Here is a 12,118-nt window from a genome sequence, read left to right as displayed (position 1 = left end):
ATTGCGGGCGCGATTATATAAACGATATCGTTACTCCGGTTCGCGCGTCAGGAACTCCCGGCGGAGCCCCAGCCCGGCGCCGCCGTCGACGGTGTAGACGCTGCCGGTGACGTACGACGCGTCGGGGCCCGCGAGGAACGCGACCACGCCCGCAACTTCGTCGGGGCGGCCGCTCCGCCCGAGGGGGACGTACTCGTCCATCCGCTCGCGACCGCGGTCGGTCCAGAGGTCCTCGTCGCCGTCACCGATGTCAGTCTCGACCCGACCCGGGACGACCGCATTCACCGCAACGTGGGGGCTTAGCTGCTTTGCGAGCCCCTTGGTGAGTCCCAGAACGCCCGCCTTGGACGCCGAGTAGTGGACGCCACCGCTGACACTCCCCCGCAGGCCCGCGCCGCTGGAGACGTTGATCACTCGCCCCCGCTCGCGCTCGTACATCCCGGGCGTCACAGCGTGGGCGACGTTGTACTGCCCGGTCAGATTCACCCCGAGAACCCGCTCCCACTCCTCGGGGCCGAGCTCACCGATCCAGACCGACCGCGAGACCCCGGCGTTGTTGACCGCGCAGTCGATGGTGTGGTCCGCCTCGATGGTGCCAACGCAGTCGGCGACCGCGTCGTGATCGCTCACGTCGACGACGTATCCGAGACCGGCATCAAGTTCGGCCGCCAGGTCCAACACCGCGTTGTCGACGTCGAGACACGCCACGGTGTCGTATGTGTCGTCGTCGTCGAAGCGTTCGGCGATTGCCCGCCCGATTCCGCCCGCTGCGCCCGTCACGAGCACGGTATCCTGCGTCATGGGTGTGTGGTGTTGAGGTCATCGTCGGACCCGGATATATAATCAGCGGGTAACGGGGTCCCGCGGTGGCGGTCGGATCGGGCCCCACCGGGCGGGCTCACTGGTATTTGAGCCGGAGTTCCAGTTCGTTCGCGTGTTCGACAACCAACTGCGGAAGCTCCGACTCGTAGTAGTCGCCCTGAAGCCTGCTCTGGGGTCCCCCAACGGTGATCGCCCCCACGGTGTCGTCGTCGATAGCCACCGCAGCCCCCACCGCACGGACGTTCTCGACGGTTTCGCAGTCACACCGGGCGAACCCCCGCTCGCGGACGGTGTCGAGTTCGGCCCGGAGCGCCTCCGCATCCGTGGTCGTGTGGTCGGTGTAGGCGGGTAGCCCACGTTCGGCGACAACCGCGTCAATGCGGTCGTCCGGGAGCACCGCCAGCATGGCTTTTCCGGCGGCCGAACAGTGGAGGTGGACCTCCTTGCCCTCGCGGCCGAACGTCTGGATCCCCTCGGTGCCCACGGACTTGTACAGATTCACGGCAATCGTGCGTTCGGCGACCGTGAACCACACCACCTGTTTCGTCCGTTCCGCCAGGTTCGACACCGTTGACCGCACTGGACGCTCTGGGACTCTGGCCCGCCTGGTCTGGGCTCCCAGCCGGAGGAGCGTCGCGCTCGGCCGGTAGGTCTTGTCGTCTTCTTTCAGGACGTACCCGAGCTCCCGGAGCGTCGCCAGGTGCTCGTAGACGGTACTGACGGTGTAGGGTGTCTGGGCTGTCAGCTCCGAGACCGTACACCGTTCGGCCTCGATGAGGGTTTCGAGGATGCCGAAAGATCGACCGGCCGACTTGATCCCGGGTTCGTCGTTTCGTGGCATTCGTCGGTTTCTACTCCGACCGAAACACGCACTGTCGCTTAACCGTTCGCATTCAAGCAGCCCCTCTTTCGGCATAGAAAAAAGCCGATCCGAGACGAACACGTGTGGTGAACCCGAACAGCGACCGATTGCTGGGAGTTCCCTCCCGATTCGTCCAGATGATATGACACTCGTACGCTTGTTATACCACCCCGAGTGCGACTGAGAACCGACCGGATACTCGCCGCTAACCCACCGGCGGTGGCTGTCACCGTCTTTCGGCTACGAGAAAACGAGGCCGGGGGTAGGCGGCACGGAGGTCAGCGTCGGCGTCGGTGGTTCGACCTCAGTATTTATATTCGGGGGTGCGGAGTCAGACGTATGCGGACAGACCTGAGCGACCACACAGCAGTGGTGACCGGTGCGGCCGCGGGGATCGGACGGGCGACAGCGAGTCTGTTCTCCGACCACGGGGCGACCGTCGTTGGGTTGGATATTGACGCCGAACCGCACGACAGCGGTCCGAGGTTTGGGGACGTTGTTGAGCGCGGCGAACTCGTTGTCGGAGACGTCTCTGATCCCGAACGCGTCGACGAACTGTTCGCGGTTGCACGCGAGTACGCCGAGCCCTCGATCGCGGTCAACAACGCCGGGATCGGAAGCCGTGGGTCGATCTCCGACGTCGGACTCGACGCTTGGCGGGAGATGTACCGGGTCCACGTTGAGGGCGCCTACCAGGTGTGCCGGCGCGCGCTCCCGGCGATGGTAGAACGTGGGGATGGACGGATCGTGAACGTCTCCTCGGTCGGCGCTTTGGTCCCGTACGAGGAGTCCGTTGATTACGCCTCGGCCAAAGGCGCGCTCGTCAGTCTGACCCGGCAACTCGCGGGTGATTACTCCGCCGACGGTGTTCGCGTCAACGCGGTCGCGCCGGGGATCATCCGACCCGGGAAGACGAAGTCGGAGTTCGCCGGCAAGACCGCGGCGGAACTCGGCGACCAGGGCCGGCTCGTCAGCGCAACGGATCGGACTCTCCTGCCGTACATCGGCGACCCGGCCGATGTGGCTGCGGCCATCACCTTCCTGAGTAGCGACGCCGCCCGGTTCATAACCGCGCAGGTGCTCCCGGTCGACGGCGGCTGGTCGGTTTAGTTCAGCCAATACTAGACTTTGATGATATATAGGATAATATACCATCTCATCACTAGTAGCCTTTTACAGTCTGTAGAAGACCTGAAACCAAATCGAAGAAATAACTTTCAAATTATAGTTCTCGCTTTGTGTAGTATTTCTTATTTTTATTCGGCGCCACAACCACCGTCGCATCGACGCCGGGCGGGACCGACGCGTCCTCCGGACCGACCCCGTCACGCCACCCCGAGGAAATCGAAGGCGTACCCGACGTCCGCCTCCGTAGCGTGTTCGTAGGCCACGTGCGCGGCAGCGACGTCTTGGACCGCGAGTCCGGTGGAGTCGAAGACGGTAATCCCGTCCCCGTCGGTGCGGCCCGGTTTCTCCCCGGTCACGACCTCGCCGACGGAGCCGTAGATGTCGTCGTTGTCGAGCAGTCCCTGGCTCCAGGGAACGTTGATCTCCCCGGAGTGGGTGGTCTGCTCGTAGTCGTCGATGACGAGCCTCGAATCCAGCAGAATGTCGTCGTCGAGTTCGTGTTTCCCCGCAGCGTCGGCGCCGATCGCGTTGATGTGGGTGCGGGGGCCGACCGCGTCGCGGGGCACAATCGGGGACTCAACGGGCGTAACAGTCGAGACCACGTCGCACGACGCCGCCTCCGCGATTGACCCGCCGGCAGCGTCGAACTCGTCTTCGAAGGCCGCGACGAACGCCGCGACCCGCTCTGCGTCGTGGTCGGCGACCACGACTTCGTCGATGTCGCGGACCTGCGAGATTGCACGGAGTTGGGTGTACGACTGCACGCCCGCGCCGACGACTCCAAACGAGTCGGCGTCAACGACCGCGAGGTGGTCGGTTGCGACCGCCGCCGCCGCCCCGGTTCGGAGCCGCGTGAGTTCCTTTCCATCGAGGATCGCAAGCGGGAACCCGGTCTCGGGGTCGGAGTAGATCATCGTCCCCACCACCGTTGGGAGGTCGAACCGCTCAGGGTTGTCGGGGTGCACGTTGATCCACTTGAGCCCCGCAGCGTCCCACTCCGGCGTCGAGAGGGACGCCGGCATCGACCGGAAGTCGCCGTTGTACGCCGGCAGGTCGATGTAGGACTTCGCGGGCATCTGCGCGTCGCCGCGGGCGAACGCCGCGAACGACGCCTCCACCGCGGTGACGACCTCGGACAGCGGCGCGCTCATCCGGACATCGTCACCGCTCAGTAGCAGCGTCTCCATACCGGAACAGTCGGCGGTCGACTACTTAATTCGTAGGTGAGGGTGCGCTGTTCGGGGTGCTCGAGCGTCGAACGCGTGCCAGAGGGTGTCGAGTGTGAACCCCACCCGCCGTCGGGTACCGCCTCGCGACGGAACGAAAGGGCGTGGCCGTGGCCGGCCTTAGATCGGCTGCGTCAGGTGACGCCTGACGGCCTACGGAACGCAGTCTCCGAGCGCTTTCACATAGCGCCGCCCATACCACCCATACCGCCCATCCCACCGGCGCCGCCGGGCGCGCCGCCCTCGTCGCCGTCACCGCTGGTGCTCAGCTCGTCGGCGGCGATGATGTCGTCGATCTTGAGCACGAGGTTCGCAGCCTCGGTGGCCGACGACAGCGCCTGCTCCTTCGAGTGGGCGGGTTCGACCACGCCGGCGTCGAAGGTGTCCTCAACGTCGCCGGAGAACACGTTCAGCCCGGCGTGGACGTCACCGTCCTCGTGGGCTTCGCGGATGTTCACAAGCGTGTCGATGGAGTCAAGACCGGCGTTGCCGGCGAGAACGCGGGGAACGAGTTCGACCGCGTCGGCGAACGCCTCGATTGCGAGCTGCTCGCGGCCGCTGACGGTGCTGGCGTAGCTCCGGAGCTTCCGGGCGACCTCAACCTCGATGGCGCCGCCGCCGGAAACAACCCGGCCGTCGGAGACGGTGGTCGAGACAACGTCGAGGGCGTCCTCAACGCCGCGCTCGATCTCGTCGACGACGTGGTCGGTGGCACCGCGCAACAGCAGCGTCACGCCGTGTGCCTCGTCGCCGTGGCCTTCAACGTAGAACAGCTCGTCGTCGCCGTCGCGTTGAACCGAGCCGTGGCCGAGGTCGGCCTCGGTGACGCTCGTGACGTCGGAGACAACCGCGCCGCCGACCACGTCGCGGAGGAAGCCGATGTCGGACTTTTTCGTCCGGCGGACCGCGAGGACGCCCTCCTTCGCGAGGTAATGCTGAGCCATATCGTCGATGCCCTTCTGGCAGAAGACGACGTCAGCGCCGGAGTCGACGATGTGCTGGACCTTCTCGCGGAGTTCTTTTTCCTCTTGATCGAGGAACTGCTGGAGCTGGCCGGGAGAGTCGACGTTGACCGTCGTGTCGACGTCGGTCTCCTCGATTTCGATGGCCTCGTCGAGCAGCAGGATGTCGGCGTGCTCGAACTCCGAGGGCATGTTGTCGTGGACGGGGTCCTTGTCGACGACCGCGCCGTGAAGCAGCTCGGATTCGCCGGTACCGCGGCCGGTCTGGGTCTCGATGTTGGCGTTCTGGAGGTCGACAACGTAGGAGCCGTCGTCGGCCTCGACCGTGACAGCCTCTACAGTCTCGACCACGAGCCGCGCAAGCAGCTCCTTGTCGAGCTCGGAGCTCTTGCCTGTCATAGAGGTCTCGGCGACCTTCTGCAGCAGCTCGGTGTCATCGGGCGTGACCGACTCCGAAACCTCGTCGACCGCAGACCGGGCTTCCTGGCTCGCGAGGTGGAAGCCGTTGATGACCGCGGTGGGGTGGATCTCCTGATTGAGGAGTTCCTCGGCGTTTTTCAGGAGCTCGCCCGCGATGGCGACCGCGGTCGTCGTCCCGTCGCCGGCCTCGTCCTCTTGGGTCTCGGCGACTTCAACGATCATCTCCGCGGTAGGGTTGTCGATGTCCATCTCGGTCAGGATGGTGACCCCGTCGTTTGTGATGGTAACGTCACCCATCGAGTCAACGAGCATCTTGTCCATCCCTTTTGGTCCGAGTGTCGAGCGGACGGACTCCGCGACGGCCCGAGCCGCCTGAATGTTGTACTCCTGCGCGTCGCGATCCTTCACCCGCTGGGCGTCGTCGCCCATAATGATCATCGGCTGACCCTGTTGCATTCGCTGAGACATAGTCGACCGATGATTGTTTGTGATTCTATATAAATCCTTTGCTGCGAAGCGGCGTCGACCACGCTCGGGAGTGTGTGAGACACCCGCGCATTTCGGCCACGTCTCCTGTTTTCGCCGGGATCGGTGTGAGAAGTGGTAGCAAGAAACGACGTCGAATCACGCGGTGCCGACGGCTATTTATAAAATGCAGGGGGAACACCCGGGGCTTTGTGCGGGGTGAAGCTGACAGTCCGGACCGATCAGAGCCGCGGCCACAACCCGAGCGTCAACGATTTCACAGCGGCGGCTGTCCGGTTGGATGAATCTCAGTCCAACTGCGTCGACGCCGGAGTGCGGTCACTCGGCGTCGGGGAGTTCGTCCGCGAGGAAGGGTCGATCCCGGGTGGGCTCGAACGGCGGGAGGTCTTCGTCATCGTCCAGCGCGTCGACTTCAGCCTCGTAGAGTTCCTCTCGGCGCTGTGTCCGCTTGTTCCGCCCCTTCCGTTCGCGGCCGTTTTTCGTGTCTGGCATTGTCACCCGTGACAACACAACCCACGATAATGAACGTTCCGGCGTCTCGGGGGCACTACGGAACTGGTGACCTCGAGCGCCCGAGCCGGACACCTGTGTACCGGTTCACCCCAGAAGGTCCTGCAGTGTGTCGTTGATCGGACCGAGGTCGATATCTCCAGCGGAATCGGCGTCGACCACGGTTGCGAATCGGACGGTTTGCGTGTCGTCGACGACGAACACGGCCCGCTGGTGGACCCGGCGCATTCCCTCGTACTCCTCGCGGACCACGCCGTACTGCTCGGCGACATCTTTGCCAGTATCGGACAACAGCGGGTAGTTAATGCTGTACTGCGTCGCGAACTGTTTGTGGGAGTGGACCCCGTCACCGGAGACTCCGAGCGGCACGAGGTCCTCGTAGAGGTCGAAAAACTCCGCGTCCCGGACCGCACACATACCCGCGGTACAGATCGGGTTGAAATCGAGCGTGTAGAACATCAGGAACACCCACTGGCCGGCGTCGGTGTAGTCGCTGAGGCGGTAGGTATCGGAGTCATCATCGTGTGTCCCGCGTAACTCGAACCCCGGGGCGGTGTCGCCGACTTCCAAGATGTGTGTCCCGCTCATCGTCCGTCTGGAGGGAGTAGATGATAAAAAATCATTTGTTGTCCCTGGATCGGGCGTGACGAGGTCGGTATCGAACCCGGGTTGCTGCCCGGCTCGCTCTCCGGCGAACATCCGCCGCGTCGTTCGCTCCGTTCGTCTCGCGTGATGCAAATCCCGTAGGGTCGTCACTGCTCAGTTCGTTCGCAGAGACGAGCGCCGGGACGGGGATTTGAACCCCGGATCCCAGAGGGAACACGCTTTCCAGGCGTGCGCCTTACCACTCGGCCATCCCGGCTCGGTTCCAGCTACTCGACTGAGTCGCTTAAGACCTTCCTTTCGCCGTCAGCCGGGGTTCGAGCACGAACGACAACACCGTCACGAACCCGCCGAGCGCGAACGCGATGCCGACGGTCGGGACGAGCCCGATGCCGATCGGACCCACGAACAGCCGGAACCCCTGCAGTAGCACCAGAAACGACAGCACGCTGATGACCCCCCACACCGCCGCCGACCGCAACCCCATCAGGCCAACACCTCCACCTGGTAGCCCGCACGCTCCAGCGCGTCGAGCACCGCGTCGATGTGGTCGTGGCCGCGGGTTTCGATGTCGATCTCGATGTCGGCCTCGTTCACGGCGACGTCGCGTGAGGTCCGATCGTGCTGGACCGCGTAGATGTTCGCCCGCGCCGCGGCGATGATCTCGACCAACTTCTCCAACGCCCCGGGACGGTCCCTGAGTACGGTCCGGATCTTCAGATACCGGCCGGTCTCGACCAACCCCCGGACGAGTACTGTGGTTAGCTGGTTGGTGTCGATGTTGCCGCCGCAGAGCGCGGGGACAATCGTCTCGCCCGCGTCGTAGTCGAACGCCTCGAACAGCAGTGCTGCCATCGGCGCCGCGCCCGCGCCTTCGACGAGGGTCTTCGAGCGCTCCAGCAGGTAGGTCATGGCCACCGCGATCTCCTCGTCGGAGACGGTCACCACCTCGTCAACGCGGGTTTCGATCACCGCGAAGGGCCGATCGCCGACCTTCCGGGTCGCGATCCCGTCGGCGATGGTGTTGACGGCGTCGCGCTCGTGGATCTCCCCGGAGCGCAACGACTCCGGTAGCGACGCCGCACCCTCGGCTTGAACGCCGATCACTCGCGCGTCGGTCTCGGCCGTGACCGCGGTTGCGACCCCCGAAATCAGCCCACCGCCGCCGACCGGGACGACCACAGCATCGACTTCGGGACACTCGTCGACGATCTCTAGCCCGAGCGTGCCCTGCCCGGCCATCACCGCGTCGTCGTCGAACGCGTGAACGTAGGTGCGGTTCTCCTCGCGCTCGATCTCGTGGGCCTTCGCCTGCGCCTCGTCGTAGTCTGCGCCGTGGAGTACCGCCCGCCCGCCGTAGCGTTCTGTGGCTTTCACCTTCGAGATGGGGGCGTGTTCCGGCATCACGATCGTCGCGTCCACGCCCGACCGGGTGGCCGCCAGCGCGACCCCTTGGGCGTGGTTGCCCGCGCTCGCGGTGACGACCCCCGCCTCGCGTTCCGCCGCCGAGAGCGTCGCGATCCGGTTTGTCGCCCCACGAAGTTTGAACGCGCCGGTGCGCTGGAAGTTCTCCAGTTTCAGTCGGACGTCGGCGCCGGTGATATCCGAGAACGCACCGGAGTACTCCAGCGGCGTCCGACGGACCACGTCGTCGATCCGGTCGCGCGCCGCTTCGACATCGGAGAGCGATATCATACGCCCGGATTCCCCGCCACCGGTGCTAATTCTGTCGGCCTGGCAGGCCGGCGATGCTGCTCAACTGTCACGGGTACTCGATCCAAAGGGGGAATGCACGCGTGTGACGTGCACTTGTGCGTTTGCCGGGGAGGAACATAAACATCCGCCACGCGGAGTGAAAGTAAAAACCGCAGTACTGCAACGCCCTCGGCGCCATCGTCTGACGGTTGTCCGCCGCACGTCACGCCGCGAACCTCCATCCGACTCCGACTGCGGAGCGTCGGAGGGCACCGGCCCCAAGACGTCGTCGTCGGTCAGTGCGGACGAATGGATTTCGGCCGACTCCGGAGGGTGTGGCGGCGGGGGTGCTCCGGGAGCCTGTCGATCGAAGACGACTGCCGGGAGCGCAGCGACGCCCGACGGGGGTTACCGCTCGCCGACCGCCGGGAACGGAAGGTCCGCTTCGCCGACGTACCGCGCCCGAGGCCGGATCAGCCGGTTGTCCTCGTACTGCTCGAGAACGTGGGCGATCCAGCCTGCGACCCGGGACATCGCGAAGATCGGGGTGTACGCGTCGATCGGAATCCCCATCTGGTAGTATGTCGATGCGGAGTAGAAGTCGACGTTGGGCGCGAGCGCTTTATGATCGGCGATGTACGCCTCGATTGTGGTGGAGTAGTCGTACCACTTTGACTCGCCCGCAGCCTCGGCGAGTTCCTTGGATTTCGCGCCGAGGATCTCCGCTCGCGGGTCCTTCACGTCGTAGACGCGGTGGCCGAACCCCGGGACGCGGCGCCCATCCGCCAAGGCCGTCTCGACCCACGTTCGGGGGTCGGCGTCGCTCTCGTCGACCTCCTTCAGCATCCGCATGACGTTGGCGTTCGCGCCGCCGTGGAGCGACCCCGCCAGCGTCCCGATCGCGGCGGTGACGGCGCTGTGGAGGTCCGACAGCGTCGAGGCGGTCACCATCGCGGAGAACGTCGACGCGTTCAACCCGTGGTCAGCGTGGAGCACCAAGGCCATATCGAACGTCTCCGCCAGCACCTCGTCGGGCACCTCGCCGTTGAGCATGTACAGGAAGTTGGCGGCGTGGTTGAGGTCCTCGCGGGGGTCGACCGCCTCCTTGCCGTTCCGGAACCGCTCGAAGGCCGCGAGGGCGGTGGGGATCTTGGCGGTGATCCGGCAGGCCTTCCGGAGGTTGGCGTCGAGGTCGGTCACGTCGTCGTGAGTGGCGTCGTCGTCGTACGCCGACAGCGCCGAGACGATGGTGCGCAGCGCCGCCATCGGGACCTCATCGGCCGCCGCCAACTGCCGGATCTCGGTCACCACCTCGTCGTCGAGCGGCCTGGCGCCGGCCATCCACGTCGAGAAGTCGTCGAGTTCCTGGGCGTCGGGGAGTCTCCCGTGCCACAGTAGGTAGACGACCTCCTCGTAGGACGCCTCGCGGGCCAGATCCTCGATGGAGTACCCCAGGTACCCCAGCTTCCCGGCGTCGCCGTCGATGTAACTCAGATCCGATTCGGCGACGAGGACGCCTTCCAGCCCGCGTTGGACGTCGTCTGACATACCTATCGGCTTTCCGGCCGCGTGAAAAAAGCGTTACCGTTTCCGGGTGTCGGTGCTCACGCCCGCGAAGGATTATGCGTATCGGCCGCGAACACCGGCGTATGGTCCCAGGGGACGCGGCGTACGAACCGGTCAGTGTCAAGGAGGTGCTCGCGGAGATGAAAGACACCGCGGAGCTTTTGATTGACCTCTCGTACTCCGCCGTCCTCAGCGGGAGCAACGAGATCGCCCGGGAAGTGCTTGCCCTCGAAGACCGAGTCGATCTCCTCCAGCTTCAAGGCCGGATGAGCCTGCTCATGGCGGCCCGGAGCACCGAGGACGCCGAACAGCTCGCGCCCGTTCTGGGCGTGATGGGCGCCGCCGAGAAGATCTCTAACGCCGCCGGCGACATCGCCAAGATCGTCCTCGACGACATCGGGACCCCGGACGCGCTCCGGACCGCCATCCCCGAGGCCGCGGAGGCGCTGGTCCGCGCGACCGTCGCGCCCGACTCCGAGTACGTCGGTCGGACCCTCCGGGAGATAAATATGGAGACCGAAGCCGGCGCTCGGGTGATCGCGATCCGCCGGGCGTCGGCCACGGGCAAGCGCCGGTGGGTGCTTAGCCCCGGCGCCGACGACGCACTCCAGGCGGGAGATTCGCTACTACTCCGGGGTCCGAGCGGCGGGATCGAGTCGGTGTACCCGGCAGCGACCGGTGGCCCCTACGACCCGCCGGTCCCCGTCGACCCGCCGATCGACGACCTCGGACGTGCGGTCGACTCGATTATCCTCATGAAAGACATGAGCGAACTCGCTGTCGACCTGGCGTACGGGTCGGTGCTGTTCGATAGCGAGGGCGTCGCCGAGGAGGTCCGGGAGCTAGAAGCGGAGGTCGACGCGCTGAAATCCCGGTTCGAGGCGTGGACGCTGCGGGCGGCAGGCCGGGTCGAGGACCCGGTCCGACTCCGGGGACTCGTCCACCTCGCGTCGGCGACAGAGGTCATCTCTGACGCCGCCTTGGAGATCAGCGAGGGGGTGCTTCGCGGGATCGACGCCCACCCCGTTGTCGCGGCCGCAATCGAGGAATCCGACGAGGTGATCGTCCGGCTGTCGGTCGCGGACGGCACCGCGCTCGCGGGCACGACACTCGGTGACGAGGCGGTGAAGACCCAAACTGGGATGCGCGTGATTGCGGTCCGCCGCGGCGACGCCGAGTGGGTCGTCCAGCCGGGGTCAACCACCGAACTCCGCGGCGGCGACATCATCATCGCAAAGGGGACCCGCGCTGGCGCCGAGCGACTGGGCGAACTCGTCGGCGACGAACAGCGGTTCGAGGCGTGATCGACGGCGGTCCCGTTCGGGCGTGTCAGAGCCGCCGCGCCAGCCGGGCCGCCTCGATGACGGTCAAAACCGACGTCACCAGAAGCGCCGTCGACGTCGCGAGCACGAACGCCAGGATCAGGAACCACCCTTCGGGTCCGACTCCGGGGTACTCTCGCGTCCCCGCGAACGGGCCGAGCAACTCGAAGACGCGCGCCAGGTAGGCGGAAACCGCGATGGCGACGCCGACCGCGACACCAACGGCGCCGTTGCGCGGGACGCGAAGCGCTTGGACCAGCCCCGATCCCGGGGGCCGTTCGGGTACCTCGTCGCTCACGTCCGGCGTTCGGGCGGCGGCGACAAATCCTCACCGGTCCGCGGCCGCGGCACCCGGAAGCTTCGACGCTGACCGGCGGCAGTTGGGTACGCGATGGCCGACCGAGGATCCACAGCCGGGGGCCTTTCGAGTTCGTTCCACCGCCACCCGCGCGGACGACACCCGTATCCGGACAGTCTCACCCCGAGACCGAACCCCTAAAGGTTGAAGGCTTCGAG

12 protein-coding genes and 1 tRNA gene are annotated in these 12,118 nt (G+C 65.7%); 2 read left to right on the top strand and 11 right to left on the bottom strand.

From position 1 onward, the window contains the following. Nucleotides 1–30: 30 nt before the first annotated feature. A complete protein-coding gene (locus IEX72_RS03690) occupies nucleotides 31–801 on the bottom strand; it encodes an SDR family NAD(P)-dependent oxidoreductase (protein WP_188786040.1) in 771 nt (256 codons plus the stop codon). 97 nt (nucleotides 802–898) lie between these two features. After that, entirely contained in the window at nucleotides 899–1,663 is a 765-nt protein-coding gene (locus IEX72_RS03685; protein ID WP_188786039.1) for an IclR family transcriptional regulator, read from the bottom strand. A 360-nt stretch (nucleotides 1,664–2,023) separates the two neighbouring features. On the opposite strand from IEX72_RS03685, the gene IEX72_RS03680 reads away from it, so the two are divergent. Then, entirely contained in the window at nucleotides 2,024–2,794 is a 771-nt protein-coding gene (locus tag IEX72_RS03680) for an SDR family NAD(P)-dependent oxidoreductase (protein ID WP_188786038.1), read from the top strand. Between the two features lie 215 nt (nucleotides 2,795–3,009). On the opposite strand, the gene IEX72_RS03675 is transcribed toward IEX72_RS03680, so the two are convergent. From IEX72_RS03675 to citZ, 8 genes are all read right to left on the bottom strand, one after another. After that, nucleotides 3,010–3,999, bottom strand: coding sequence for an ornithine cyclodeaminase family protein (locus IEX72_RS03675; RefSeq protein WP_188786037.1), 990 nt, complete (start codon nucleotides 3,997–3,999; stop codon nucleotides 3,010–3,012). 218 nt (nucleotides 4,000–4,217) lie between these two features. Next, nucleotides 4,218–5,858, bottom strand: a complete 1,641-nt coding sequence (gene thsB / locus IEX72_RS03670; protein ID WP_188786193.1) for a thermosome subunit beta — start codon at nucleotides 5,856–5,858, stop codon at nucleotides 4,218–4,220. Between the two features lie 366 nt (nucleotides 5,859–6,224). Next, the gene (locus tag IEX72_RS03665; protein ID WP_188786036.1) at nucleotides 6,225–6,398 is read right to left on the bottom strand and encodes a hypothetical protein; all 174 of its coding nucleotides are present in this window, start codon (nucleotides 6,396–6,398) and stop codon (nucleotides 6,225–6,227) included. A 105-nt stretch (nucleotides 6,399–6,503) separates the two neighbouring features. Continuing rightward, nucleotides 6,504–7,004 carry a redoxin domain-containing protein gene (locus IEX72_RS03660; RefSeq protein WP_188786035.1) on the bottom strand — a complete coding sequence of 167 codons (501 nt, stop codon included), beginning with the start codon at nucleotides 7,002–7,004 and terminating at the stop codon, nucleotides 6,504–6,506. A gap of 193 nt (nucleotides 7,005–7,197) precedes the next feature. After that, a tRNA-Ser gene (locus IEX72_RS03655) sits at nucleotides 7,198–7,278 on the bottom strand. A gap of 27 nt (nucleotides 7,279–7,305) precedes the next feature. After that, nucleotides 7,306–7,506, bottom strand: coding sequence for a hypothetical protein (locus tag IEX72_RS03650; protein ID WP_188786034.1), 201 nt, complete (start codon nucleotides 7,504–7,506; stop codon nucleotides 7,306–7,308). Then, nucleotides 7,506–8,714, bottom strand: a complete 1,209-nt coding sequence (ilvA, locus tag IEX72_RS03645) for a threonine ammonia-lyase (RefSeq protein ID WP_188786033.1) — start codon at nucleotides 8,712–8,714, stop codon at nucleotides 7,506–7,508. The genes IEX72_RS03650 and ilvA overlap by 1 nt, the downstream gene beginning before the upstream one ends. A 408-nt stretch (nucleotides 8,715–9,122) precedes the next feature. Beyond that, entirely contained in the window at nucleotides 9,123–10,262 is a 1,140-nt protein-coding gene (citZ, locus tag IEX72_RS03640; RefSeq protein WP_188786032.1) for a citrate synthase, read from the bottom strand. A 101-nt stretch (nucleotides 10,263–10,363) separates the two neighbouring features. Here citZ and IEX72_RS03635 point away from each other — a divergent pair, with 101 nt between their 5' ends. Then, nucleotides 10,364–11,584, top strand: coding sequence for a potassium channel family protein (locus IEX72_RS03635; RefSeq protein WP_188786031.1), 1,221 nt, complete (start codon nucleotides 10,364–10,366; stop codon nucleotides 11,582–11,584). 25 nt (nucleotides 11,585–11,609) lie between these two features. Here IEX72_RS03635 and IEX72_RS03630 read toward each other — a convergent pair whose 3' ends face one another. Beyond that, a complete protein-coding gene (locus IEX72_RS03630; RefSeq protein WP_188786030.1) occupies nucleotides 11,610–11,900 on the bottom strand; it encodes a DUF7536 family protein in 291 nt (96 codons plus the stop codon). Nucleotides 11,901–12,118: the final 218 nt, after the last annotated feature.

The sequence above is a fragment of the Halobellus salinus genome (assembly GCF_014646875.1).
Classification (GTDB): Archaea; Halobacteriota; Halobacteria; order Halobacteriales; family Haloferacaceae; genus Haloquadratum; species Haloquadratum salinum.
The sequence above is the reverse complement of the archived record's forward strand: the minus strand, read 5'-3'. Positions and strand labels throughout refer to the sequence as shown.

Coding starts and splice junctions, on each gene's coding strand:
- IEX72_RS03690 (WP_188786040.1), bottom strand. CDS start 801: ATGACGCAGGATACCGTGCTCGTGACGGGCGCAGCGGGCGGAATCGGG.
- IEX72_RS03685 (WP_188786039.1), bottom strand. CDS start 1,663: ATGCCACGAAACGACGAACCCGGGATCAAGTCGGCCGGTCGATCTTTC.
- IEX72_RS03680 (WP_188786038.1), top strand. CDS start 2,024: ATGCGGACAGACCTGAGCGACCACACAGCAGTGGTGACCGGTGCGGCC.
- IEX72_RS03675 (WP_188786037.1), bottom strand. CDS start 3,999: ATGGAGACGCTGCTACTGAGCGGTGACGATGTCCGGATGAGCGCGCCG.
- thsB (WP_188786193.1), bottom strand. CDS start 5,858: ATGATCATTATGGGCGACGACGCCCAGCGGGTGAAGGATCGCGACGCG.
- IEX72_RS03665 (WP_188786036.1), bottom strand. CDS start 6,398: ATGCCAGACACGAAAAACGGCCGCGAACGGAAGGGGCGGAACAAGCGG.
- IEX72_RS03660 (WP_188786035.1), bottom strand. CDS start 7,004: ATGAGCGGGACACACATCTTGGAAGTCGGCGACACCGCCCCGGGGTTC.
- IEX72_RS03650 (WP_188786034.1), bottom strand. CDS start 7,506: ATGGGGTTGCGGTCGGCGGCGGTGTGGGGGGTCATCAGCGTGCTGTCG.
- ilvA (WP_188786033.1), bottom strand. CDS start 8,714: ATGATATCGCTCTCCGATGTCGAAGCGGCGCGCGACCGGATCGACGAC.
- citZ (WP_188786032.1), bottom strand. CDS start 10,262: ATGTCAGACGACGTCCAACGCGGGCTGGAAGGCGTCCTCGTCGCCGAA.
- IEX72_RS03635 (WP_188786031.1), top strand. CDS start 10,364: ATGGTCCCAGGGGACGCGGCGTACGAACCGGTCAGTGTCAAGGAGGTG.